This is a genomic window from Micromonospora sp. DT231 (assembly GCF_049847025.1).
Taxonomy (GTDB): domain Bacteria; phylum Actinomycetota; class Actinomycetes; order Mycobacteriales; family Micromonosporaceae; genus Micromonospora.
In genome coordinates this window covers 434,071-457,445 of record NZ_JBNCNO010000002.1, presented here as the reverse complement: position 1 = coordinate 457,445, position 23,375 = coordinate 434,071, and the positions used below count along the sequence as shown (strand labels likewise).

Sequence of the window (23,375 nt, the reverse complement as noted above, 5' to 3'; positions counted from 1 at the left end):
CGGGGTCGGCGGGCCGGGGCCGCGTCGCCCCGGACCGCCCGGATCGGGTGGCCCCCGCCCTGGGCGGACGGGGGCACCCGAGCTAGCTGGAATAGACCTCGAACTCGCTGAGCTGACCGGCTGGCCAGCCGGTGTTACCGGTGACGGTCAGCCGCAGGTACCGCTGGCTGGTCGCCGTGAAGGTCACGGTGACCGTGTTGCCGCTGGACGGGTTGAAGGTGTAGCCGGCGGACGCCTTCAGGGTGCTGAAGGACGAGCCGTTCGTGGAGCCGAGCAGCGCGAGCGTCTGCGTACGCGTCTGCCAGGCCGACGACGGTGGGAGTTTCAGGACGACGCGGGACACCGTCCGGTTGGCGCCCAGGTCCACGGTCAGCGACTGCGGGAAGGCGTTGTTGGCGCTCTCCCAGTAGGTGTTCGCGTTGCCGTCCACCGTGTTGGCGGCGGCGTACACGTCGGAGTGGCTGGTCTCGGTGACCGACCTTCCGGCCGCCAGGTTGCCGCTGGGCGGCGGGGTCGTGGGCGGCGCCGTGGTCGGGGGTGCGGTCGTGGGCGGTGCCGTGGTGGGCGGCGGGGTGGTCTGCGTGCCGCCGTACACCTCGACCTCGGACAGTTGGGCCGCCGGCCAGCCGGTGTTGCCGGTGACTGTCACCCGGAGGTAGCGGCGGTCACCGGAGGGCAGGCCGATCGACACGGAGTTGCCCGAGCCGGGGGCGAACACCCGACCGGCGGACGACGCCAGGGTGGCGTACGAGGATCCGTCGGTGGAGCCGAGGACGGACAGGGTCTGGGTGCGTTGCTCCCAACCGCTGGGCAGTTTGAGCACCACCCGGTCGACGGATCGGGCCGAGCCCAGGTCGACGGTGACCGACTGCGGGAAGGCGTTGTTGACGCTCTCCCAGTAGCTGGCCGCGTTGCCGTCCACCACGTTGGCCGCCGTGTAGCTCTGGTTGGTGCTGGTCGCGGTCGCCGACCGGTTCAGCGCCAGGTTCCCCCCGCTGGTCGGCGGCGGCGTGGTGGGCGGCGGCGTGGTCGGTGCCGCCGTGGTCGGTGCCGGACTGGTCGGCGGCGGCGTGGTGGGTCCGCCGCCCCACTGCGGGTCCGGCCACGGGCCGCAGTACGGGGTCGACGTGTACCAGCCGGAGTTGCCGCTGCCCTGGGTGATCTGGAAGCCACCGCCCACGCAGTTGTGCATCGGGTTGCTCTGCGCGATGTTCGTGGCCCGCACGTTCGTGAAGGACACCTGGCTGGGTGCCTGCACCTGGAGCGCGTACGTGCCGGCGCCGTCGATCCGCACGTTCGTGAGGTTGATGCCGCTGGTCTGGCCCTCGATCCAGTGCAGCGCCGCGTACGAGCTGTCCAGGATGTCGGTGTCGGTGATGTTGATGGTGGCCTGCTGGAACGACTCGTTGAGGGCGGAGAACCAGATCGCCCCGACGCCGAAGTTCCAGTTGTAGTCCGAGTTGCCGTTGCGGATCAACGTGTTCCGGGCGATCGTCCAGGTGCCCCGGACCGCGGTGTCGCCCTGCACGCCCGGATAGCGGTTGGCGACGTGGATGCCGCCGCCGTTGGTCAGCGAGTCGGCCGTCACGTTATCGGTGATCTTGATGTCCCGACCGCCGTAGCTGACCAGGTGGTTCGCCAGCAGGGTCACGCCGATGGTGTTGTGGGTGAAGGAGTTGTTGACGTTCGGCACGCTCTGCGCCCACATCGCCAACGCGTCGTCGCCGGTGTTGCGGACGAACGTGTTCGTCACCGTCGAGTTGGTCACGCCGGTGTGGAAGTTCACCCCGTCCGCGGTCTGGTCCAGGATGCGACTGTTGCGGATCGTGAAGTTGTCCATCGGGCCGTCCATCCACGCCCCGACCTTCGTGTTCTCCAGCCACAGGTTGTCGACCACCGAGTTGGTCATCGCCCCACCCAGGGCGTTCACCTGGTCGTCGTCGATCCGCTCGCGGATGTCGCCGATGATGGCGAAGTCCCGCAACGTGACGTTGCGGCTCGGGCCGTTCGCCTCGTGCGCGCGGACCGGGCCGGTGTAGCCGCCACCGGGGACGTACTTGCCGTAGATGCCCACCGACCTGTTGCGCTCGGTGGGGTGCCGGCCGCCGAGCACCGAATACCAGGGGCCCGCGCCGCGCAGGGTCACCCCGTCGACCACCACGTGGTCCCAGAGGGTGAACGTGCCGGTCGGGATCCAGACCGCCCGGCCCTGGGCCTTACCGGCGTCGACGGCCGCCTGGAACTTCGCGGTCGAGTCGGTCGCGCCGCTCGGGTCGGCGCCGAAGTCGGTCACCACGTCGAGCACACCGGAGGGCTTGCTGATCGCCGGGGCGACCAGCTCGAAGTCGGCCAGGTCGATGGTGAACGAGGGCGACTGGGCGGTCGAGGAGACCTGGAACCGGATCTTCGTGCCGGCCGGCTGGGTGCTGCCGAACATCGCCCGGGTCTCGTCGTAGAAGTGGTGCGGGTTCGTGTCGCCCGGGTTGTTGTTGAACGGGTATCCGCCGTAGTACCAGCCGTACCTCGACGTCACCGGGACCGACTTCAGCAGCGACCCATTGGCCCGCAGGTCGATGGCGGCGTCCCGGCCGGTCCCGGACGGGCTGTCCGGCAGGCTGTACCGGAAGGTGACCGCGTTGGCCGGAGCGGTGAGGGTGAACTCGACGTACTCACCGACGCTGTCGAGGGTGACCGCCTCCCGGCCGGACGCCTCGGACGGCAGCGTGCCGTAGCGCCGGTCCGGGCCGATCTTCGAGCCGTTGTGGGCGGCCTCCTCCGCCTCCTGCTCGACGAACGGGACGGTGGCGCCCCGGCCGGAAATGTCGAAGGGGGACAACCCGGCCGCCGAGGCCGGAGTCGCGGTGCCGGTGACCGCGAGGACTGTCACCGAGGTGGCGGCGAGCAGGGTGGCGGCGATGGCGGCCAACCCTGCCCGGGTCGGGTGTCGGAGGTGGTGCGGGGTGCCGGTGGTGTGGTTGGCCATGAGCTGCGCTCTCCCTTTCGTCAGGCAGGCCAGATCCCCCCGTGTCGGTGCGGTGTGACGCGTTCCCCCCGGTCCTCCTTTCCGCGGGTGAGGTGGTGCCGGCGGCCGGGACGAGCCGCCGGCACCACGGCGAGCAGAGTCAGGTCAGGCCGGGCCGTCCGCCGCGCGCGGCACGTCGGTGGATTCGGCGGTACGCAGCCAGACCGCGGTGTCCGACGGCAGCAACCCGTCGTCGAGTGGTCCGCTGGCCAGCAGCAACTCCCCCTGCACTGGCATCGGCACCGCCTCGGCGGACAGGTTGACCAGGCAGCTGAAGCCACCGCCACGGCTGAAGGCGAGCACGCCGTCCGGGGCGGGCAGCCAGGTCAGCTCACCGTCACCGAGCGCCGGGTCGGCCTTCCGCGCCTGGATCGCCGCCCGGTACAGCTCCAGCATCGAGGCGGAGTCGCCGGTCTGCGCGCGTGCCGTCCGGTCCTTCCAGTCGGCCGGCTGGGGCAGCCAGGGCGCCGCCGCGCCGGCGGGGCTGAACTCGAACGGCGGTTCGTCACCGGCCCAGGGCAGGGGTACGCGGCAGCCGTCCCGGCCCGGGTCGATCCGGCCGGACCGCTCCCACATCGGGTCCTGCCGCAGCGCGTACGGAATGTCCTCGACCTCGTAGAGGCCCAGCTCCTCGCCCTGGTAGACGTAGGCGGCTCCGGGCAGCGACAGCGAGAGCAGCGCGGCGGCGCGGGCCCGACGGGTGCCCAACTCCAGGTCGGTGGGGGTCCCCTCGCGCTTGGCGGCGAAGCTGAACCGGGTGTCCGCCCGACCGTAGCGGGTGACGTGCCGGGTGACGTCGTGGTTCGAGAGCACCCAGGTGGCCGGTGCGCCGACCGGCGCGTGCGCGCTCAGCGTCCCGTCGATGCTCTCGCGCAGCGCCGAGGCGTCCCACGCGCAGCCGAGGAAGTCGAAGTTGAACGCGGCGTGCAACTCGTCCGGGCGCAGGTAGTTGGCGAAGCGCTGCCGGTCCGGCAGCCACACCTCACCGATCAACGCACGGTCGGCGTACTCGTCGGCGACCCGACGCCAGCCCCGGTAGATGTCGTGCACGCCGTCGAGGTCGTGGAACGGGTGCGGGTGGTCCGGTCGGACCTCGGGCAACTCGCCGTCCTTGACCAGGAGCCCGGCCGAGTCGATCCGGATGCCGTCCACGCCCCGGTCGAACCAGAACCGCAGGATGTCCTCGAATTCCGCACGTACCCGGGGGTGGTCCCAGTTGAAGTCCGGCTGCTGCGGGGCGAACAGGTGCAGGTACCAGTCACCGGGGGTGCCGTCCGGGTTCGTGGTGCGGGTCCAGGTCTCGCCGCCGAACTCGCCGACCCAGTCCGTGGGCCGCTGGTCGCCGTTCGGGCCCCGGCCCGGCCGGAACCAGAACAGGTCTCGTTCCGGCGCTCCGGGCCCGCCGGCGAGCGCCGCCTGGAACCAGGGGTGCGCGTCGGAGCAGTGGTTCGGCACCACGTCGACGATGGTCCGGATGCCCAGCGCGTGCGCCTCGGCGATCAGCGCCTCGACCTCGGTCAGGCTGCCGAAGACCGGGTCGATGTCGCGGTAGTCGGACACGTCGTAGCCGGCGTCGGCCATCGGCGAGGGATACCAGGGACTGAACCAGATCGCGTCGACGCCGAGCGCGGACAGGTGGTTCAGCCGGGACCGGATGCCGGCGATGTCACCGATGCCGTCGCCGTTACCGTCGGCGAAGCTGCGGGGATACACCTGGTAGATCACGGCTCCACGCCACCACGGACTTCTGTCAGCTGTGGACACGAGCACCTGCTTTCTGCGTCAGTACGTCGGCGGGTTCGCCGGACCTGGTTATGTGTCGGGCGAACTGTCGTTGTTCGCCGCGCGGGAGGATGCGGTGCCGGCTATCCCTTGATGCTGCCCGTGGTCAGACCGGACATGATGTTGCGTTGGAAGATCAGGAAGACGATAACTGTCGGGATCGCGGCGATGACCGACGCGGCGATCACCACGTTCTCGGGGGTTCCGCCCGCGAAGGAGTAGATGCCGACGCTCACCGTCCGGGTCTCCGGCGAGGGCATGACCAGCTTCGGCCAGAGGAAGTCCTTCCAGACTGCCGTCATGGCCAGAATCGCGACGACGCCGAGGATCGGGCGGGACATCGGCAGGATGATCGACCAGAGCGTACGCAGCGACGTCGCCCCGTCCACCAGGGCGGCGGCCATCAACTCCTCCGGAATCGAGTCGAAGAACCGCTTCAACAGGAAGATGTTGAATGCGTTCGCCACCAGGGGCAACCAGATAGCGAACGGCGAGTCGAGCAGGTTGAGGTGCACGATCGGCAGGTCGATAACTGTTACGTACTGCGGGACGATGAGAACCATCGCCGGGATCATCAGCGTGCCCAGCATCAGCGCGAGAATCACGTTGCCGAAGATCGGCCGGAGCTTGGACAGGGAGTACGCGGCTGCCGCATCGAAGACGAGCTGGAACAGCACCGCGCCGATCGCGTAGTAGAACGTGTTGAACAGCAGCTTGGCGAGTTCCAGGTTGTTCCAGGCGTCGATGTAGTTCTGCGGCTGGGGGTCCTTCGGAAACAGCGTCGGTGGGGTCTGCGCGATCTCCTGGCCGGACTTGAGCGCGCCGGTCACCATCCAGTAGAGCGGCCCGAGGAAGACGAGAGTGAATCCCGCCACGACGACGACCAGCAGCGTCCAGTAGATGATCCTGCCGCGCCCCCGACTGAGCTGGGCATGGGAGATGAGGGTCCGGGTGCCGGATTCCTGTGCCATTCCTCGCCGTCCTAGTCCTGTTTCGCACTCAGCCGCAGGTACACGGCGGAGAAGCCAGCCAGCACCACGAGCATGATCACGCCCAGTGCGGCGGCGCCGTTGAGGTCGTTCTGGAAGAACCCGTGCTGGTAGATGAGGTACGCCACGGTGGTCGCGGAGTCCTCCGCGCCCGCACCGTTGGCGAGGATCAGGGGCTCGATGAAGAGCTGCATCGTGGCGACGATCTGGATCATCGCCAGGAGCGCGAGGATCAGCCGGGTCTGCGGGATCGTCACGTGACGGATCCGCTTCCAGATCCCGGCGCCGTCGAGTTCGGCCGCCTCGTAGAGCTCACCGGGGATGCCCTGCAGGGACGCCAGGTAGATGAGAACGGCGCCGCCCATGTTCATCCAGGTCGACGCGATCACCATCGCCGGCATCGTCATCTCCGGCGACTGCATCCACTGCGAGGTGGGCAGGTGCAGCGCCTTGAGGATCGCGTTGAAGAGCCCCGCCTCGCTGGGGTCGTACGCGTAGAACTTGAAGAGGTAGAGCGCGGAGGCGGGCGGCAGCATCACCGGCAGGTAGACAAGGATCCGCAGGTACCCCTTGGCGTGCCGGAACTCGTTGAGCAGGACCGCCACGAAGAACGGCACCACGTACCCGAGGACGAGCGCGAGCACCGTGAAGTAGAAGGTGTTCTGCCAGGCCGTCCAGAAGCTGGGGTCGTCGATGATGCGGGAGTAGTTGTCCCAGCCCACCCAGGTCGTCTCGCCGCGCCGGGTCCGCTGGAAGCTCATCACGACGCCGCGGACCATCGGGTACCAGGAGAAGACGACGAAGCAGAGCACCGCGCCGATCAGGAACGCGTGCCCGGTGAGGTTGTCCCGTACCTTGCGGCCGAGGCTTGTGCGCTGCGGCCCCGCCGAGTACGGCGACGGCGGGCGGCCCGGTTTCCTGGGGGTCTCCGGGACGGTGGTGATCGCCAAGGCAACTCCTGGTTGAGTCGGTGACGTCGACGACGTGGTGCGGACGGTGTGGGGGCCGGGTCGGCGTCCCGGCCCCCACACGATCGGTCAGCTCTCCGCGGCGAGGAGCTTGTTGACCTTCTCCTCGGCGGTCTTGAGCAGCGCGTCGATGTTCGCGTTCGGGTTGGTCAGCACCCCTGACATCGCGGCATCCAGCACCGCGTAGACCGCCTGCGCGTTGCGCGGCTCACCCTTGATCGGCACCGGGGTGGCCTCGAAGAGCGCGAAGTTCGCCGTGTCGACGTTCGCGTTCGCCTTGCGCAGCTCCAGCTCCTGCTTCTGCGCCGCACTGCCGTTGGCGAAGAGCAGCGGCTGGGGCAGACCCACCGGGTAGTTCTGCGGCTTGGCCCGCACGTAGTCGAACTGACCCTTGCCCGGCGTCAGCTTCTGGTACGCGATCCACTTCATGCCGGCCTTGACCTGCTCGGGGGTCAGGTCCTTCTTGAAGAAGTAGCCCTCTCCGCCGCCGAGCGTCCCCTTCGCCGCACCGTCCTGGCCGGGCAGCGGAGCCATCGCCCAGTCCTGGAACTTGCCCTGGAACTGGCTGACGATCGCCTGGGTGGCGTCCGGTGCGCCGATGAACATGCCGACCTTGCCCGCGCCGGCGTTGGTGAGCAGGTCGCCCCACTGCAGCAACTGACGGGCGCCCATGCTGTTGTCGCCGTACCGCATGTCCTTGATGTTCTGTAGGACCTGCTTGCCCTGGGCGTTGTTGAAGTCGGCCTTCTTGCCGTCCTCGGTCAGCACCCGGCCGCCCTGGGAGTAGAGCAGCGAGGTGAAGTGCCAGCCGCCGGTGTTGCCGGCGCTGTACTCCGAGTAGCCCGCGATGCCGTTGCCGAGTGCGGAGATCTTCTTGGCGGCGGCCCGGACGTCGGCCCAGGTCTTCGGCGGGTTGTTGACGTCGAGCCCGGCCTGCTGGAACAGGGCCTTGTTGTAGACCAGACCCATCGAGTAGTTCTTGACCGGCACGGCGTAGAGCTTGCCGCCGTCGGTGAAGACCTCCTTGATCGCCGGGTCGACGCTGTCCCAGGTGGAGATCGTGTCCTTGTTGGCGTACTGGGTGATGTCCATCGCCTGGCCCGAGTCCAGCACCTGCTGAAGGTCGGTCATGTAGCCGTAGAACACGTCGGTCACGGTGCCGCCGGCGAGGCGGGCGGTGAAGTCCGGCGGGTTGTTGCACTGCTCGCCGACGCTGACGCTCTTGACGACGATGTCCGGGTTCTGCCGCTGGAACTCGACGACGTCGTCGTTCCAGTTCTTCAACAGCTCTTTCTGGGCGCCGACCGGCTGGCAGTCGACCGTGATGGTGACCTTGCCGCCGGCGGTCGTGTCCTTGTCGTCGCTCTTCGTGGAGCACGCCGTGAGACTGAGCCCCAGGCCGGCCACGAGCGCAACCGCCGCAGCCTTTCGGTATTGCGGTACGGACATCTGTCCATCCCTTCGGGAACGGGTGACTCCAATGACCTTCGCTGATCTGCGGTGATACGACCTGACGCCCAGTAGCTGCGTCGGAGCCAGGTGTGAGTGGAGTCACTGTAGCGAGGAGGACTCATTTCGGCAAGGTATCGACCCTGTTCCGAAAGGACACGACGTGATTACGGCAGATGTTGGCAAGCTCGTGAAAGCAGCCGGATATGACGGCTTTTGATCCCTTATGGCGGGCCATTCGGGCAGGTCGATGCTGCTCGCCGTACGCAGCGACGAAAACGGCCGCCGACCGCCTGGAGCGGTCGACGGCCGAAGCGTCGGGTGGAACGGGGGGCGGTGGTCGCTAACGACCGGGGGCGGGGGCGGTCGAGCCGCGGACCACCAGCTCGGGCTCGAACAGCAACTCGTCGTGCAGCACGCCGGCACCCTCGATCTGGGTGACCAGCAGGTCAACGGCAGCCTGCCCCATCGTCTCGATCGGCTGCCGCACAGTGGTCAGCGGCGGGTCGGTGCACGTCATGAACGCGGAGTCGTCGAAGCCCACCACCGACACGTCCGCCGGCACCGAGCGCCCCAACCGCCGGGCCGCCCGGATCGTGCCCAACGCCAGGACGTCGCTTGCGCAGATGATGCCTGTCACGCCCCGCTCGACGAGTTTCGTCGCGGCGACCCGCGCACCCTCCATCGAGAAGCTGGACCGCTCGACACACTCGGCGTCGGCCTCGTCCCAGCCCGCGGCACGGATCATCGCGTCCAACTTGCGTCGGGACGGCACGTGCCCCTCCGGGCCGAGCACCATCCCGATCCGTTCGTGCCCGAGCGAGCGCAGGTGCCCGTACGCCTGCTCGACCGCGACCGCGTCGTCGGTGGAGACACGTGGGAACCCCAGCTCGTCCACGCCCGCGTTGACGAGCACGACGGGAAGGCCCCGGTCGGTCAGTCGACGGTAGTGGTCGTGTCGTGCGTCGGCGAGCGCGTACGAGCCACCAGCGAAGATCACCCCGGAGACCTGATGGTCGAGGAGCATCTCCACGTAGTCCATCTCGGACACCCCGCCGATGGTCCGGGCGCAGAGAGCCGGGGTGTAACCACGCTGGGCGAGCGTCCCGGTGACGACCTCGGCCAGCGCCGGGAAGATCGGGTTCTGCAACTCGGGCAACACCAGCCCGACCAGCCGGGCGCGTTCGCCACGCAGCTTGGTCGGCCGCTCGTAACCGAGCACGTCGAGCGCGGTCAGCACGGCGGTCCGGGTCGTCTCGGAAACCCCGTCACGGCCGTTGAGCACCCGGCTGACGGTGGCCTCGCTGACGCCCGCCTTCTTGGCAACTTCAGTCAACCGCTTGGTCACGGTCGCAATCGTACGTCACCGCACTGAAAGAAATGAACAGCAAAATGCGCAGCGATTGCCGTCCGGCTGCCGCAATCTTCCGTTCGTCGTACGGGGGGCATCGGCCGACGAGGCCCGCAAGCTGGTCGTACGCCAGATGCCACCGAGCGCGCCACGGCTTTGCAGGGTCGGGGCAGGCGACTGATGGTGCTCCACTGTGTGAGTCGGGGTGCCTGCGCCATCCCAGCTCAGGGCTTTGTCAACGCCCGGGATGACCGCGGGCCCGTTACCCCCGGCACCGGGGGTAACGGGCTCATCTGCGAGCTGGTCTACCCGAGACAGATGGCGACGGCCGTCAGGTTCTGAGCCGTCGTTCCCCGGTTGGAGCCTCGTACCGCCCAGCCGTTGCCCGACGCGAACGAGTCAGTGAGGAAGATGTCGAACCCGGATGTCTGTCCGCCTCCTCCGGTGATGATCGTGCCAGCGGGGCAGGTAGCGAAGGAGATGTTGTTCGCTCCCGCCAGCACTGTTACGGAAGTCCCTGTCGTTTGAGACAGTGCAGTCATCCCGGACGGCTTCTTACTCGAGGCGGGACTGGTGTCAGCCGCGTTCGCCCCGCTCAGAGGAACGACCAGCAGAAGACCACTGACCGATATTGCCGCTGCGCTGCTGATGAACAACTTCTTCTTCTGCACGCCTAGTTCTCCCATCGATTGCTGAACACGAGAGACATTCGACCGGACGGTCCGCAGCAGACTACTAACAGTCAGTGATCAGTTGCATCGTCAGATGTAGATCTAAAGATGGGCCAAAGTTCGACGCATGACCCCGGCAGGCAACAAAGACGTGACAGGCCTCGACCTTCCACCCACTCACCGACTTTGGCACCGGGGCCGGATCCGGCGCCAGCATCAGATCCACCCCGCCGCAGCGGAAGCCCGAGAGTCGATGTGCGACCCCGGCGCCCAGGTAAGGCTCCCAACTCCACGACCCGCACGCGCCCGGGTACACCCCCCGCATCAACTGCGCCACTCCGGGCTGACCCATCTGGCTGCCAAGGCTGGCGCCCAAGATTCGCAGCAACATCAGGGATGTTGCTGCCTCACGCAGGCCGGAGGCAGCAACATCCGGGAAGTTGCTCGGATCTTGGGCGAACGGCGCGAGGCGCACGGCGCACGGCGGGCGTCAGGACAGGTCGCGTAGTGCGGACTCGATGGCGCGGTGGAAGGTCGGGTAGGCGTAGATCATGTGCCGGAGCTGACTCAGCGGCACCGCCGCGTGCACCGCCACCACGAGTGCGGAGAGCACCTCGCCGCCGGCCGGGCCGACCGACGTCGCGCCGATCAGCACGCCCTGGTCGGCGTCCGCGACGAGCTTGATGAAACCGTCGTCGCCGACCCGGTGGATCCAACCTCGGGTGGAGCTGCCGAGCTTCGTGAAACCGACCTGCACGTTGATGCCCCGCTCGCGGGCCTGCCGCTCGGTGAGCCCGACCGCGCCCACCTCGGGATCGGTGAAGGTCACCCGGGGAAGCGCACGGTAGTCGGCTCGCGGGACGGTGCCGGCCGAGCCGCTCGACCCGCTTGCGGCCAGTGAGCTGGACGCACCCATCGCGCCACCGACCACGCTTGACGTGCCGCTGGCGTCCGCTCCCGCCGCTGCCTGTCGGGCGCGGGCCAGGATGTCGGCGATCACGATGCCCGCCTGGTACATGGCGATGTGGGTGAAGGCGCCCTCGCCGGTCACGTCGCCGACCGCCCAGACGTCGTCGGTGACGTGCAGACGGTCGTCGACCGGCAGGTAACGCTGGCCGGCGTCCACGCCTATCGTGTCCAACCCGAGTTCTTCCAGGTGGGCCTTGCGCCCGGTGACCACCAGCAGCCGGTCGGCGGTGAACTCGACGCCGCCGCCACCGTGCAGGGTGAACCGGGTCCCGTCGTGCGCGACCCGCTCGGCGCGTACTCCCGTGTGGATCTCCACGCCGTCGGCGCGCAGCGCCGCGGCGGCGACGTCGGACGCTTCCGGCTCCTCGACGGCCAGCACCCGGTCGAGTGCCTCCACGACGGTGACGCGTACCCCGAAGCGGGCGAAGACCTGGGCGAGTTCCAGCCCGATCGCGCCGCCGCCGAGCACCAGCAGGGACTCCGGCAGTCGGTCGGCCTCGATCGCCTGGTGGTTGGTCCAGTACGGGGTGTCGGCCAGGCCGTCGATCGGCGGCACCGACGGACGGGTGCCGGTGCCCACCACGACCCCGTGCCGGGCCTCGAACACCTGGTCGCCGACGCGGACCCGGCGCGGGCCGTCGAACCGGCCGCTGCCGCGCACCAACCGACCGCCCAGGCCCGTGAACCGGTCGGCCGCGACCGTGTCGTCCCAGGTGTCGGTGGCCTCCTCGCGGATCCGCTTCGCCACCGGCGCCCAGTCCGGCTGGACCTGCGCCGTCCCGGCCAGGCCGTCGACCCGACGGGCCTCGGCGAGCGCGTTGGCGGCCCTGATCATCATCTTGCTGGGAATGCAGCCCCAGTACGGGCACTCCCCACCGACCAGGTCCCGCTCGACGCCGACAACACTCAGGCCGGCCTCGGCGAGTCGCTCGGCGACCTCCTCGCCGCCGACCCCGAGTCCCACCACCACAACATCCACCAACTCCGGCTCCGCCACCGCAACAGCATCCCCCAGCGACACCGCCGCAACCACCGGGGCGGACGAAAAGTCGGCGCGCTCACCGGTCCGGGGCGCCTACGGTGACGGGATGCACGCACGCTTCGCTCCGGTCCGGGACTGTTTCCACGACCTGTTCACCTCCGGCCGGGAGACCGGCGCCGGCCTCACCATCTGGTACGACGGACAGCCGGTCGTCGACCTGGTCGGCGGTTTCCGGGCCGGCGCCGGGCCGGACGGCGAACCGTGGCGGCCGGACACACGTGCCAACGTCTACTCGGTCGGCAAGCCGGTGGCCGCGCTCTGTCTGCTGATGCTCGTCGACCGGGAGCGGGTGGACCTCGACGCGCCCGTCGAGCGGTACTGGCCCGAGTTCCGCACCCCCGCCACCGTGCGCCAGGTGTTGTCGCACACCGCCGGGCTGCCGACCTTTCCGGTGCCCCGGCCCGCCACCGCGGTCGCCGACTGGGCGCTGCTCGCCGGCGACCTGGCCGCCGCCGACCCCGAGTGGTCGCCGGGCTCGGTGGCCGGCGAGCACGCCTGGACGTACGGGCACCTGGTGGGTGAGCTGGTCCGTAGGGTCGACGGGCGGTCGGTGGGCCGGTTCCTGGCCGAGGAGATCGCCGGTCCGTGGCGGCTCGACCTCGGTTTCGGGCTGGCCGAGGCGGACCAGCGCCGCTGCGCCGAGATGCGCTACGGCGACCCGGGGTGGCCGGTTCGGAAGCTCGGCGAGCCGGGCTCGCTGCGGGCGCGGGCGATGGGCAACCCGGCCGGTGGACTGGACGTGGCCGTGCTGAACAGCCCGCTGTGGCGGGGCGCCGAGATGCCGGCCGTCAACCTGCACGCGACCGCGTCCGGCCTGGCCCGCCTCTACGCCGGCCTGCTCGCCGGCGGCACCCTGGACGGCGTTCGGCTGTTCGGCGCGGAACTGGTGGCGGAGGCGACCCGGGTCCAGTACGACGGGCCGGACCTGGTGCTGGACCGCCAGGCCCGCTGGACGCTGGGCATGCAGTGGGAGCCGGACGGCAGTTGGGGCATGGGTGGCCTCGGCGGCAGCAGCGCGTGGGCCGACCCGGAGCGCGGCTACACCATCGCGTACGCCACGGCGCAGCTCGCCGAGCACGACCGGGTCGACGAACTGGCCGAGGCGCTGCACTCGGTGCTCTGATCAGCGCAGCCAGACGGGGTCGGTGCCCGGCACCGCGAGCGGCGGCGGATAGTCCAGGCCGCGCCGGAGCTGCTCGGGCAACTTCCAGGGCTGGTGGATGGCCTTGCCCTGCACGGTCGCCAGCTCCGGCACCCACCGGCGCACGTAGTCGCCGGCCGGGTCGTACCGTTCGGCCTGCCGGACCGGGTTGAACCCCCGGTACGGCTTCGTGTCGTTGCCGGTGCCGGCGACCCACTGCCAGTTGCCGGAGTTGTTTGCCACGTCGCCGTCGAGCAGCCAGCGGAAGAACACCTTCACCCCCGCACGCCAGTCCTGCCCGAGGTGCTTGGTCAGGTAGCCGGCGGTGATCAACCGGGCCCGGTTGTGCATCCAGCCCTGCGTACGCATCTGCCGCATCCCGGCGTCGACGATCGGCATCCCGGTCCGTCCCTCGGTCCAGGCGGCCAGCGCGTCGTCGTCGTAGCGCCACTGCTCGGTGGCACCCCGCCGGTACGCCGCGGTGGAGATCTCCGGGAAGGCGGCGGTGACCTGGTAGTAGAAGTCCCGCCAGCAGATCTGCCGGACGAACGGCCCGGACCGGTCCCCGGCGCGGTTGGCCACCGCCAGCGGGGACACGCAGCCGAAGCGCAGGTACGGGCTGAGTCGGGAGGTGTCGTCGCCGGCCATGTCGTCGTGCTGGTCGCCGTAGCGGTCCAGGTCGGGCAGCCAGTCGGTGAGCCGCTGCCGGGCGATCCGCTCGCCGCCGGCCGCCGCGTCCGGCGAGTCCCCGGCCGGCGGCTTCGGCAGGCTGCCCACGCGCACACCGCCGGGCAACGTCACCCGGCGCGGCGCGGCCAACTCCTCGCGCCACCGGTTGGCCGCCCAGGCCCGGTGGTACGGGCTGAACACCCGGTAGTGGTCACCGCCGCCACCGGGCCGCAACGCGCCGGGCTCGACCACGGTCAGCCCGGGAAACGATCGCAGGTGCAGCCGGTGGCGCTCACACTCGGCGCGCAGCCGCCGCTCCCGACGGCGGGCGTAGTTGCTGACGTCGGCGGAGAGCGCGACGGCTGTGGCACCGACCTCGCCGGCCAGCCGGATCGTCTCGGCCACCGGGTCACCGTGGCGTACCACCAGGTCGCCGCCGCGCTCGCGCAGCTCGGCGCGAAGGTCGGCGAGGGCCTGGTGCAGGAACCGGGTGCGGTTGGCGGACAGGTCGGCCAACTCCGGGTCGAGCACGTACAGCGGGACCACCCGGTCGAAGGCCGCGCAGGTGGTGGCCAGCGCCGGGTGGTCGTGTACCCGCAGGTCGCGGGTGAGGAGCACGATGGCGGTGCCGGCGGTCACCGGGCCTCCGGGTCGACGGTCGGCCCGGGGATGGTGACCGGCGTACCGGTCGAGGTGAGCAGGGCGCGTGCGGCCACCGCCATCCGTCGCCGCTGCGGCACCACGGCGCGCCGGGCGAAGACGTCGTAGTCCTGCGCGGCGACCTCGTCGAGGATGCCGCCGTAGAGGGCGTACGCGGTGCGCATGCAGGCCTGCGAGGCCGGCGCCAGCATGGTGATGCCCGGCGCGGCGGCCGCGTAGTGCGCCTGGGCGCGGGTCACCTCGTACTCGATCAACTCGCGGGTCCGGGGCGTGCCGCGGCCCCGGGCGCGGGCCTCGACCAGTTCGTCGCGGGTGACCCCGAACTTCGCCAGATCCTCGTCCGGCAGGTAGGTGCGGCCCCGGTCGAGGTCCTCCGCGACGTCCCGGATGAAGTTGGTGAGTTGGAAGGCGAACCCGAGCTGTCGGGCCGGCTCCCGTGCCGCCGCCGGGTCGGAGCTGCCCAGGATCGGCAGCATCATGGTGCCGATGACCGCCGCCGAGCCCTCCATGTAGTCGAGCAGGTGGTCGTAGGTCGGGTACGCGGTGACGGTCAGATCCATCGCCATGCTCTTCAGAAACGACGCAAAGTCGTCCCGGTCGAGATCGAAGACGGCGATCGTGTGCAGCACGGCCGGCAGCAGCGGGTCGACGACCGACGCGCCGCGCAGGCCGGCGACGAACTGGCTGGCCCAGTCGTCGAGGCGGGCGGCCCGCTCGGCCGGCGGCAGGTCCTCGGTGCGGTCGACGATCTCGTCCGCGTAGCGGGTGAACCCGTAGAGGGCGTGCACATGTCGTCGTTTCCATGCGGGCAGCAGTCGGGTGGCGAGATAGTAGGTGCGGCCGTGACGTTTGTGCAGCTCACGGCACCGGTCATAGGCAGCGGTGAGATCAGTTTCCACCGGCCCTCCCTCATTTATCGACGCACCAATCGACGCAACTCGTAGCCTAGGGTACGCTCAGCCGCATGGCCAACGACGCAGTTGCGGGCAATGCGACTCGTATGGCGGCGGCAGCGCAGGCCGACCGGGACGACCCGGTCCGGGCCGTGCTGGCCGCGTACACCCATGAGCTGGTCACCGCGGTCGACGAGACCCTGACGGCCTTCCTCGACGCCGAGGTCGACTCCCTCACCGAGATCGACACCTCGATGGGCTCCTTCGCCGCCTCCGCGCGAGAGGCAGTCCTCCTCGGTGGCAAGCGGATCCGGCCCACGTTCGCCTACTGGGGATGGCGCGGGGCGGTCGGCGGCGCCGAGGCCCTGTCGCCCGTGCTGCCCGCGCTCGCCGCGCTGGAGTTGCTGCACACCTTCGCCCTGGTGCACGACGACGTGATGGACGCCTCCACCACCCGTCGCGGCCGGCCCACCGCACACGTCGCGCTCGCCGACCAGCACGTCCAGGCCGGCCACCGCGGTGATCCCGGGCGGTTCGGCGAGGCCGTGGCCGTGCTCATCGGCGACCTCTGCATGGTCTGGGCCGACCAGTTGCTGGCCCACGCCACGGTGCCGTCGGCCCGACTGTTCGAGGTGCGGCGCTGCTACGACCAGATGCGGGTGGAGACGGTGGCCGGGCAATATCTCGACGTGCTCGGCGAGAACGACCCGGCGAGTTGGTCGGTCGACCGGGCGCTGCGGGTGGCCCGCTACAAGACCGCCAGCTACACGGTCCAGCGCCCACTGCTCTTCGGCGCCTGCCTGGCCGGGGTGCCCGCCGACGACCCGCTGGTCTCCGCGTACACCCGCTATGGCCTGGCCGTCGGCGAGGCGTTCCAGCTCCGCGACGACCTGCTCGGCGTCTACGGCGACCCGGCGGCCACCGGCAAGCCGGCCGGTGACGACCTGCGCACCGGCAAGCCGACCGCGCTGCTCATGCTGGCCCGGGAGCTGGCCACACCGGCCCAGCTCACGGCGTTGGATCGGGCCGCCGACGGACCGGTCGACACCCTCGCCGAGCTGGTCGCCGAGACTGGCGCGGTGACCCGGGTGGAGCAGATGATCGCCGAGCGGGTCGGCGACGCGCTGGCCGCGCTCGACGCCGCACCCGTGGACGAGACGGCGCGGACCGCGCTGACCGGGCTGGCCACCGCCGCTGCCAACCGGCGGGCCTGATGAGCGACTTGGACGAGGAGGTGGTCACGTGCGGACGGTGACAGGACGGACGGACCGGGTGGTGGTCGTCGGGGCCGGCCTGGGCGGGCTCGCCTGCGCGCTGCACCTGGCGGGCAGCGGGCGACAGGTCACCGTGCTGGAGCGTGAGCCGGTGCCCGGCGGGCGGGCCGGCCGGCTCGCCGTGGACGGCTACGAGTTCGACACCGGCCCGACCGTGCTCACCATGCCCGACCTGATCGCCGAGGCGCTCGGCGCGGTCGGCGAGGAGCTGCGCGACTGGCTCGACCTGACCCCCCTCGATCCGGCCTACCGGGCGTACTACCCCGACGGCTCGACCCTGGACGTGCTCACCGACACCACGCGGATGGCCGCCGAGATCTCCCGGGTCTGCGGGCCGCGCGAGGCCGACGGTTACCTGCGCTTCGTCGAGTACGCCCGGGAGCTGTGGCGGCTGGAGCGGACCGACTTCATCGAACGCAACCTGGACGCGCCCACCGACCTGATCACCGGCAACCTCCTCAAGCTGCTCGGCGGCGGGGCCTTCCGACGCCTCCAGACGAAGATCAACCAATTCTTCCGGGACCCGCGTACCCAGCGGATCTTCTCCTTCCAGGCCATGTACGCGGGCCTCGCGCCGCACGACGCGCTCGCCATCTACGCGGTCATCGCGTACCTCGACTCGGTGGCCGGGGTCTACTTCCCGCGCGGCGGCATCCACGCCGTCTCCAAGGCCATGGCGGGCGCCGCCGAGAAGCACGGCGTGCAGATCCGGTACGACACGACGGTGACCCGGGTGGAGACGGTGAACGGCCGTGCCACAGGTGTGCTCACCGCCGACGGCGAGCTGGTGCGGGCGGACGTCGTGGTGCTCAACCCCGACCTCCCGATCGCCTATCGGGACCTGCTCCCCGCCGCGCCACGGCGTCGCCTCACCTACTCGCCGTCCTGCGTCGTATTGCACGTCGGGTCCCGACAGGCCTATGCGAAGATCGCCCATCACAACATCCATTTCGGACGCGCGTGGAAGGGCACCTTCGATGAGGTCATCCGGCGGGGCGAGTTGATGACCGACCCGTCGCTGTTGGTGACCAACCCGAGTCGGACCGACCCCACCGTGGCCCCACCGGACCGCCACACCTACTACGTGCTCGCCCCGGTGCCCAACCTGCACCGGGCCCCGTTCGACTGGCGCGGCGACCTGACCCAGCGCTACGGCGACCAGCTGATCGGCACCCTGGAGGAGCGCGGCTACGTCGGTTTCGGCGCCGGGGTCGAGGTGCTGCGGGCGATCACCCCCGCCGAGTGGGAGGAGCAGGGGATGGCCGCCGGCACCCCGTTCGCCGCCGCGCACACCCTCTTCCAGACCGGCCCGTTCCGCCCGTCGAACCTGCACCGCGACCTGCCGAACGTGGTCTTCGTCGGCTCCGGCACCCAGCCCGGGGTGGGCGTGCCGATGGTGCTCATCTCCGGCAAGCTCGCCGCTGGCCGGATCACTGGGGAAGGCCGATGACAAGCCGCGAGGAGCACCTGGTCGAGCTGGTCGACGAGACCGGCAAGGCCCACGGCGAGTTGACCGTCGCGGCCGCACACCAGCCCCCGGGGCACCTGCACCGGGCCTTCTCGGTGCTGCTGGTGGACCCGGACGGCCAGGTGCTGCTCCAACGCCGGGCCGCCGTCAAGACCCGGTTCCCGCTGCGCTGGGCCAACTCCTGCTGCGGCCACCCCCGGCCGGGCGAGTCGCTCGCCGAGGCGGCCAACCGGCGGCTGCGTGAGGAGTTGGGCGCGGGCCCGGTCGAGTTGACCGAGGTCGGCGTCTACGTCTACTACGCCGAGGATCCGGCCACCGGTCGGGTCGAATTCGAGTACGACCACGTGCTGCGGGGCGATTTCCTGCCGGCGGCCCCACTGCTGCCGGACCCGGACGAGGTCGCCGAGTTGCGGTGGGCCGACCCCGCCGCGCTCGAAGCCGAGCTGGACCTCGACCCGCGGTCGTACGCGCCCTGGCTGGGCGGGGTGGTGAACCGGCTACTGCACCCCTCGGGCGCCGCGTCGGGCGTACCCGGTCCGGCCGTGACCCCGCCCGGATCGTCGGCGGATGACACGGCGGAGCGGTCGGGTGGTCGATGAGGCGCTGAGCGCGGGCGCGGTCGCACGCCGGCTGGGGGTCGCGGTGACGACCCTGCGCACCTGGCATCAGCGCTACGGGCTCGGGCCCAGCGAGCACATCCCCGGTCACCACCGCCGGTACACACCCAACGACCTGGCCCGCCTCGAGATCATGCGACGGCTCACCGCCGAGGGGGTGAGCCCCGCCGAGGCGGCCCGCTGGGCCCGCCAGACACCGGATCCGCTGCCCACCGACACCGTCGCCCCCACCCGGATCCAGCGACCGGGCCGGGACGGCGGCGGCTCCATCCCGGTGGGCCGCGCCGGACCGGCAGCCCGCGGGTTGGCCCGCGCCGCCATGCGGTTGGACGCCGCGGCGATCAGCGAGACCATCGCGCACGCCCTGGCGGCTGGCGGGGTCATCACCACCTGGGAGGGCCTGCTGCGCCCGGTCCTCGCCGGCATCGGCGAACGCCACGCCGCCACCGCGGGCCTCATCGAGGTGGAACACCTGGTGTCCCGCTGCATCTCGGAGGCGCTCGCGGCGGCCAGTCGGGCCACGGTTCCCACCGGGCCGGCCCGCATCCTGCTCTCCTGCGCGGACGAGGAGCAGCACACCCTGCCGCTGGAGGCGTTGGCCGCCGCGCTCGCGGAGGCCGGGGTCAGCTACCGGACGCTCGGCGCCCGGGTGCCGGTCGCCGCCCTCCTGGAGGCGGTCAACCGGACCGGACCGGCCGCCGTGGTGCTCTGGTCGCACACCCGGGCCACCGCCGACCCGGGTCAGCTCAGCGCGCTGCTGGCAGCACCCCGCCGCCCGTTGCTGGTGCTCGCCGCCGGCCCCGGTTGGCGCGCCGACACCCTGCCGGCCGGGGTGGTGCGGCCGATCGACCTGGCCGAGGCCGTCTCGCTCGCCGTCGCGGTCCGTGACTCGCTGGATCAGTCGAGGCGTGACTGACCGCACTGTCGCCCGAGAGACGGCGTGAACTACCGTCGGGGTTTCCGCCTACCCCCGACCCCTCCGGGAGCAAGCAGATGCAAGCCCGCGCCGTTCTGGCGTCCGTTCTCGCCATGGCGCTGGTCTTGTCCGGTTGTGCCCAACCGGACCGCACCATCGCAGCCGCCGGCTCACCGCAGCCGGTGGAATCGATCACACCCAAACCGTCGCCGCACCCCACCGTCGCCAAGCCGCCCAAGGCTCCGCTGCGGCCGCTGCCGGCCAAGCTCCCCGCCGGCCTGCGGCGCAACACCGGCGCGCGCCCGGTGGTCCTGACCTTCGACGACGGGCCGAACCCGGCCTGGACGCCAAAGGTGCTCGACCAACTGCGGGCCTCAAAGGTGACGGCCACCTTCTGCGTCGTCGGTCGCGAGGTGCAGCGTCACCCGGAGCTGGTCCGCCGGATCGTCCGCGAGGGACACCAGCTCTGCAATCACAGTTGGCGGCACGACCTCGACCTGGCACGGCGACCGGTCGCCGAGATCAGGGCCGACCTGGACCGCACCAACAGGGCCATCCAGGCGGCGGCACCCGGGGCGAAGGTGTCCTTCTACCGGCAGCCGGGCGGCCGGTGGACGTCGGAGGTGCTCGGGGTGGCGAAGGATCTCGGCATGCGCCCCCTGCACTGGTCGGTCGACCCACAGGACTGGGACAAGCCGAGCGCGGCCACGATCGGCAAGCGGGTCCACGCCGCGGCGCGCCCCGGAGCCATCGTGCTGCTGCACGACGGGGGCGGCGACCGGGCTGCGACGCTCGCCGCCTGCCCCGGTCTGATCGCGGACCTGAAGCAGCGCTTCGGCGTCGCCCAGCTCCACTAGACCATCGTTGACCTGCGGTTATGACCCGATCCAAGCCCCTGCCGATACCGATTTTGTTGACCGACCAGGCATCACGTATGCTTTCCAAGCCTCCGGCGGGGCCGGATGGGAGCAAGTCCGCTTGAAGTTGCAAATGTGCAATGATGGCGGGGCCGCCCTCATCGTCTAGCGGCCCAGGACGCCGCCCTTTCAAGGCGGTAGCACGGGTTCGAATCCCGTTGGGGGCACGACCGGCGCAAGCCGGAGCAACACAAGCTAGGTCCTGTGGAGCAGTTGGAGTGCTCGCCGCCCTGTCAAGGCGGAGGTCGCGGGTTCAAGTCCCGTCAGGACCGCAGCGCTAGACGCCGCGCCTCGCGCGGCGTTCTGCGTATCGGAGCATGTCTCCCTGCCGCCGGTTCGTCCGGTTGTTGGGTAACATGGGCCGAGCGACACGGCCAGGTAGCTCAGTTGGTACGAGCGTCCGACTGAAAATCGGAAGGTCGGCGGTTCGACCCCGCCCCTGGCCACATAGCCTTTCGCCGGGCTACAGAGGTCCCCACCAGCGGAAACGCAGGTGGGGATCTTGCTGTTCTGGCGCCTTTCTCGCCGGCCCGCCGAAATGTGATCCACTCGACTTCCCGGATATCGCGGTCTCCGAGTGCGCGGGATGCCACGAGATTGCCAAACCCGAGTCGATCACGAGTTGATGTCGGGTCCGGATGCCCGGCCGTTCAGTCGTCGCGTCCCTGCTGGCGATGCTGGGCCATGCCGCTCTGGATCGCCTCCCACACGCTGCGCCCGGCCTGTCGCAGCGTCTCCCCCGCCTGCTCGGCGAGCTGAGCCGCGCTCTGCGCCGCGGCCTGCGCCCCACCCAGGGGGCCACTACCGCCGTCACCAGCACCGGACGGGCTCGGCCCGGTGGCGGACGGCTGACCGGGTCGGTTGCGGGCTGGCCCGGTCGACGACCGCGCCGGGCCCTCGGCGCCCCGACCCGACCCCGACGACGACTCCGCCCGGCCCTCGGCGCCCCGACCCGACCCCGACGGTCGCTGCCCATCGCCCGGGCCTGCGAGTCGCTGCCCATCCGGGTGGTGCCGCTCCCCGTGTCGCCGGCCTGTCGGGTGGTGGCCCTGCGTACCGTCGGACTCCCGTCGTGGCTGGTCGCCTGGCCCACTGCCACCGGCTCGGAACCCGGGTCCCCCGGCGCTGGGTCCCGGGCCACCAGCGTGCGGCTCAGGGCCTCCCGCAGGTGGCCCCGAACCCGGCCGACCCGCTCCCGGCCGACCAATACCCGGCCGACCCGCTCCTGGCCGACCCATCCCCGGTCGATCGGCACCCCCTTGGTCGCCACCCGACCGATCGCCACCCAACCGATCGCCGCCGGACCGATCGCCACCCAACCGATCGCCACCCGACCGATCGGCTTCCGCTCGGACCGGGCCGACGACGGTGCCGGTGGAGCCCACCTGCTGGTCCGACCCGCCGGGTCCGCCGCCGGAGCGGCGCGCCGACGCCTCGACCGCCCCGGCCCCCTGGGCCGACTGCTCCGCGCCGCGGTTCACGTCGTCGAGGGTGGTGACAGCCGTCCGCGCGAGCGCCTCGATGATCTGGGGGTTGTGGTCGAGGGTGTCGAGCGCTCGCCCGAGGATCCTTGTCAACTGCTCCAACCGCACGCGTAACTGCGCCTCGGCGTGCACCCCGTTGATGTCCAGCTCGCCACCGCTCAGGTGCACCCGTACGCCGGCGTCTACCTGGATCAGGTTGGCCACCCGGGCCCGCAGCGACAGGTCGGCGTCCAGGCCGTCGACCGCCAGCCGGATCGAGTCGACGGAGACCTTCGGAATGTCGAGCAGGACGTCCGGGTCCACCCGGCCCGGCTCCCGCTGCTGCGCGCTCTCGCTCATGCTCTCCCGCCCGCCTGCACACCGGCCCGGTCGTCCGTGCCGTTCGGCGCGGTTACCCGCTTTCCGGCCGGGCATCCCGTCCGTGGCGGATCGACAACGGCCTGTCCGGAAAGCAGGCAGGGCACGAAGCTGCACACGCGGGCATCAGACGGTATGGTCCGGTCCTATGGGACAGGAAGAGACTGATCCGGCCGACATCCGGCAGGACGTCGACCGGTTCTCCTTACGGTGCAGCCTCCACGTCCCGGTCTCCGCCGAGCGCGCGTTCGCGGTCTTCACCGACGAGCTGACCGACTGGTGGGTCACCGAATACACCTGGTCCGGCCCGGATGCCCTCGCCGAGTTGGGCATGGAGTCGCGGGCCGGCGGGATGCTCTACGAGATCGGCCCGTACGGCTTCCGCGCCGACTGGGGTCGGGTGCTCACCTGGGACCCGCCGCGCCGGTTGGTCTTCGTCTGGCAGATCGGCCCCGACCGGGCGCCGGTGCCGGATCCGGCGCGCGCGAGCGAGGTCGAGGTGCTGTTCCAGGCCGAGGGGCCGGAGCGCACCCGGGTCGAGCTGGAGCATCGACACTTCGACAGGCACGGCGAGGCAGCCGAGGGATATCGCGAGGCCCTCACCGCCGGCTGGCACGAGTTGCTCACCCGCTACGTCGCGACGGTGTCACGCCACCAGCCCACCACCCCCGCCTGACCGTCGCCCCAAGGGTCGTCAGAGCCCGAGCCCCCGACCACCGAGCCACCGGCGGTCAGC

18 protein-coding genes and 3 tRNA genes are annotated in these 23,375 nt (G+C 70.7%); 10 read left to right on the top strand and 11 right to left on the bottom strand.

Annotation, left to right across the window (positions count from 1 at the left end):
• Positions 1-82: 82 nt before the first annotated feature.
• The 8 genes from ACPXBU_RS06980 to ACPXBU_RS06945 all read right to left on the bottom strand — a co-directional run bounded on the left by ACPXBU_RS06980 (position 83) and on the right by ACPXBU_RS06945 (position 12,198).
• Positions 83-2,983 carry a discoidin domain-containing protein gene (locus ACPXBU_RS06980; protein WP_425757220.1) on the bottom strand — a complete coding sequence of 967 codons (2,901 nt, stop codon included), beginning with the start codon at positions 2,981-2,983 and terminating at the stop codon, positions 83-85.
• 144 nt (positions 2,984-3,127) lie between these two features.
• Complete coding sequence (locus tag ACPXBU_RS06975) at positions 3,128-4,747, bottom strand: glycoside hydrolase family 13 protein (protein WP_393365429.1); 1,620 nt, start codon at positions 4,745-4,747, stop codon at positions 3,128-3,130.
• Between the two features lie 140 nt (positions 4,748-4,887).
• A complete protein-coding gene (locus ACPXBU_RS06970; protein ID WP_425757218.1) occupies positions 4,888-5,775 on the bottom strand; it encodes a carbohydrate ABC transporter permease in 888 nt (295 codons plus the stop codon).
• Between the two features lie 11 nt (positions 5,776-5,786).
• Entirely contained in the window at positions 5,787-6,743 is a 957-nt protein-coding gene (locus ACPXBU_RS06965) for a carbohydrate ABC transporter permease (RefSeq protein ID WP_393365425.1), read from the bottom strand.
• Between the two features lie 87 nt (positions 6,744-6,830).
• Positions 6,831-8,210: an ABC transporter substrate-binding protein gene (locus ACPXBU_RS06960; RefSeq protein WP_425757215.1), complete on the bottom strand. Its 1,380-nt coding sequence runs from the start codon at positions 8,208-8,210 to the stop codon at positions 6,831-6,833.
• Between the two features lie 343 nt (positions 8,211-8,553).
• Positions 8,554-9,558: a LacI family DNA-binding transcriptional regulator gene (locus tag ACPXBU_RS06955; RefSeq protein ID WP_425757213.1), complete on the bottom strand. Its 1,005-nt coding sequence runs from the start codon at positions 9,556-9,558 to the stop codon at positions 8,554-8,556.
• A 308-nt stretch (positions 9,559-9,866) separates the two neighbouring features.
• The gene (locus tag ACPXBU_RS06950) at positions 9,867-10,232 is read right to left on the bottom strand and encodes a hypothetical protein (protein ID WP_425757211.1); all 366 of its coding nucleotides are present in this window, start codon (positions 10,230-10,232) and stop codon (positions 9,867-9,869) included.
• Positions 10,233-10,722: 490 nt separating this feature from the next.
• The gene (locus tag ACPXBU_RS06945) at positions 10,723-12,198 is read right to left on the bottom strand and encodes a dihydrolipoyl dehydrogenase family protein (RefSeq protein WP_425757209.1); all 1,476 of its coding nucleotides are present in this window, start codon (positions 12,196-12,198) and stop codon (positions 10,723-10,725) included.
• 91 nt (positions 12,199-12,289) lie between these two features.
• Between ACPXBU_RS06945 and ACPXBU_RS06940 the strand changes: the two genes are divergently transcribed.
• Positions 12,290-13,366 (top strand): serine hydrolase domain-containing protein, encoded by a 1,077-nt coding sequence (locus tag ACPXBU_RS06940; RefSeq protein ID WP_393365417.1) that lies wholly within the window; start codon positions 12,290-12,292, stop codon positions 13,364-13,366.
• Here ACPXBU_RS06940 and ACPXBU_RS06935 read toward each other — a convergent pair whose 3' ends face one another.
• Together ACPXBU_RS06935 and ACPXBU_RS06930 are read right to left on the bottom strand one after the other, a co-directional pair.
• The gene (locus tag ACPXBU_RS06935; protein ID WP_425757206.1) at positions 13,367-14,692 is read right to left on the bottom strand and encodes a cryptochrome/photolyase family protein; all 1,326 of its coding nucleotides are present in this window, start codon (positions 14,690-14,692) and stop codon (positions 13,367-13,369) included.
• The gene (locus ACPXBU_RS06930; protein ID WP_425757204.1) at positions 14,689-15,612 is read right to left on the bottom strand and encodes a phytoene/squalene synthase family protein; all 924 of its coding nucleotides are present in this window, start codon (positions 15,610-15,612) and stop codon (positions 14,689-14,691) included. The genes ACPXBU_RS06935 and ACPXBU_RS06930 overlap by 4 nt, the downstream gene beginning before the upstream one ends.
• Positions 15,613-15,677: 65 nt before the next feature.
• On the opposite strand from ACPXBU_RS06930, the gene ACPXBU_RS06925 reads away from it, so the two are divergent.
• The 8 genes from ACPXBU_RS06925 (at position 15,678) to ACPXBU_RS06890 (ending at position 21,244) form a co-directional block, all read left to right on the top strand.
• A complete protein-coding gene (locus tag ACPXBU_RS06925; protein ID WP_425757202.1) occupies positions 15,678-16,820 on the top strand; it encodes a polyprenyl synthetase family protein in 1,143 nt (380 codons plus the stop codon).
• Between the two features lie 28 nt (positions 16,821-16,848).
• Complete coding sequence (gene crtI / locus ACPXBU_RS06920; RefSeq protein ID WP_425757200.1) at positions 16,849-18,330, top strand: phytoene desaturase family protein; 1,482 nt, start codon at positions 16,849-16,851, stop codon at positions 18,328-18,330.
• On the top strand, positions 18,327-18,947 hold the full coding sequence (gene idi, locus ACPXBU_RS06915) for an isopentenyl-diphosphate Delta-isomerase (protein ID WP_425757199.1): 621 nt from the start codon (positions 18,327-18,329) through the stop codon (positions 18,945-18,947). The genes crtI and idi overlap by 4 nt, the downstream gene beginning before the upstream one ends.
• Positions 18,937-19,881, top strand: coding sequence for a MerR family transcriptional regulator (locus ACPXBU_RS06910; RefSeq protein WP_425757553.1), 945 nt, complete (start codon positions 18,937-18,939; stop codon positions 19,879-19,881). The genes idi and ACPXBU_RS06910 overlap by 11 nt, the downstream gene beginning before the upstream one ends.
• Before the next feature lie 113 nt (positions 19,882-19,994).
• Positions 19,995-20,738 (top strand): polysaccharide deacetylase family protein, encoded by a 744-nt coding sequence (locus tag ACPXBU_RS06905; RefSeq protein WP_393365406.1) that lies wholly within the window; start codon positions 19,995-19,997, stop codon positions 20,736-20,738.
• A gap of 154 nt (positions 20,739-20,892) precedes the next feature.
• Positions 20,893-20,965 (top strand) — tRNA-Glu (locus tag ACPXBU_RS06900).
• Between the two features lie 31 nt (positions 20,966-20,996).
• Positions 20,997-21,070: transfer RNA gene (locus tag ACPXBU_RS06895), tRNA-Asp, on the top strand.
• A 100-nt stretch (positions 21,071-21,170) separates the two neighbouring features.
• A tRNA-Phe gene (locus ACPXBU_RS06890) sits at positions 21,171-21,244 on the top strand.
• A gap of 204 nt (positions 21,245-21,448) precedes the next feature.
• On the opposite strand, the gene ACPXBU_RS06885 is transcribed toward ACPXBU_RS06890, so the two are convergent.
• The gene (locus ACPXBU_RS06885; RefSeq protein WP_425757196.1) at positions 21,449-22,621 is read right to left on the bottom strand and encodes a hypothetical protein; all 1,173 of its coding nucleotides are present in this window, start codon (positions 22,619-22,621) and stop codon (positions 21,449-21,451) included.
• A gap of 166 nt (positions 22,622-22,787) precedes the next feature.
• Between ACPXBU_RS06885 and ACPXBU_RS06880 the strand changes: the two genes are divergently transcribed.
• Positions 22,788-23,315: an SRPBCC family protein gene (locus ACPXBU_RS06880; RefSeq protein WP_393365402.1), complete on the top strand. Its 528-nt coding sequence runs from the start codon at positions 22,788-22,790 to the stop codon at positions 23,313-23,315.
• Positions 23,316-23,375 lie beyond the last annotated feature (60 nt).

Excerpts from the sequence above, each read along its gene's own strand:
- ACPXBU_RS06980 (WP_425757220.1), bottom strand. The coding sequence starts at position 2,983 with ATGGCCAACCACACCACCGGCACCCCGCACCACCTCCGACACCCGACC.
- ACPXBU_RS06970 (WP_425757218.1), bottom strand. The coding sequence starts at position 5,775 with ATGGCACAGGAATCCGGCACCCGGACCCTCATCTCCCATGCCCAGCTC.
- ACPXBU_RS06960 (WP_425757215.1), bottom strand. The coding sequence starts at position 8,210 with ATGTCCGTACCGCAATACCGAAAGGCTGCGGCGGTTGCGCTCGTGGCC.
- ACPXBU_RS06940 (WP_393365417.1), top strand. The coding sequence starts at position 12,290 with ATGCACGCACGCTTCGCTCCGGTCCGGGACTGTTTCCACGACCTGTTC.
- ACPXBU_RS06925 (WP_425757202.1), top strand. The coding sequence starts at position 15,678 with ATGGCCAACGACGCAGTTGCGGGCAATGCGACTCGTATGGCGGCGGCA.
- idi (WP_425757199.1), top strand. The coding sequence starts at position 18,327 with ATGACAAGCCGCGAGGAGCACCTGGTCGAGCTGGTCGACGAGACCGGC.
- ACPXBU_RS06905 (WP_393365406.1), top strand. The coding sequence starts at position 19,995 with ATGGCGCTGGTCTTGTCCGGTTGTGCCCAACCGGACCGCACCATCGCA.
- ACPXBU_RS06885 (WP_425757196.1), bottom strand. The coding sequence starts at position 22,621 with ATGAGCGAGAGCGCGCAGCAGCGGGAGCCGGGCCGGGTGGACCCGGAC.
- ACPXBU_RS06880 (WP_393365402.1), top strand. The coding sequence starts at position 22,788 with ATGGGACAGGAAGAGACTGATCCGGCCGACATCCGGCAGGACGTCGAC.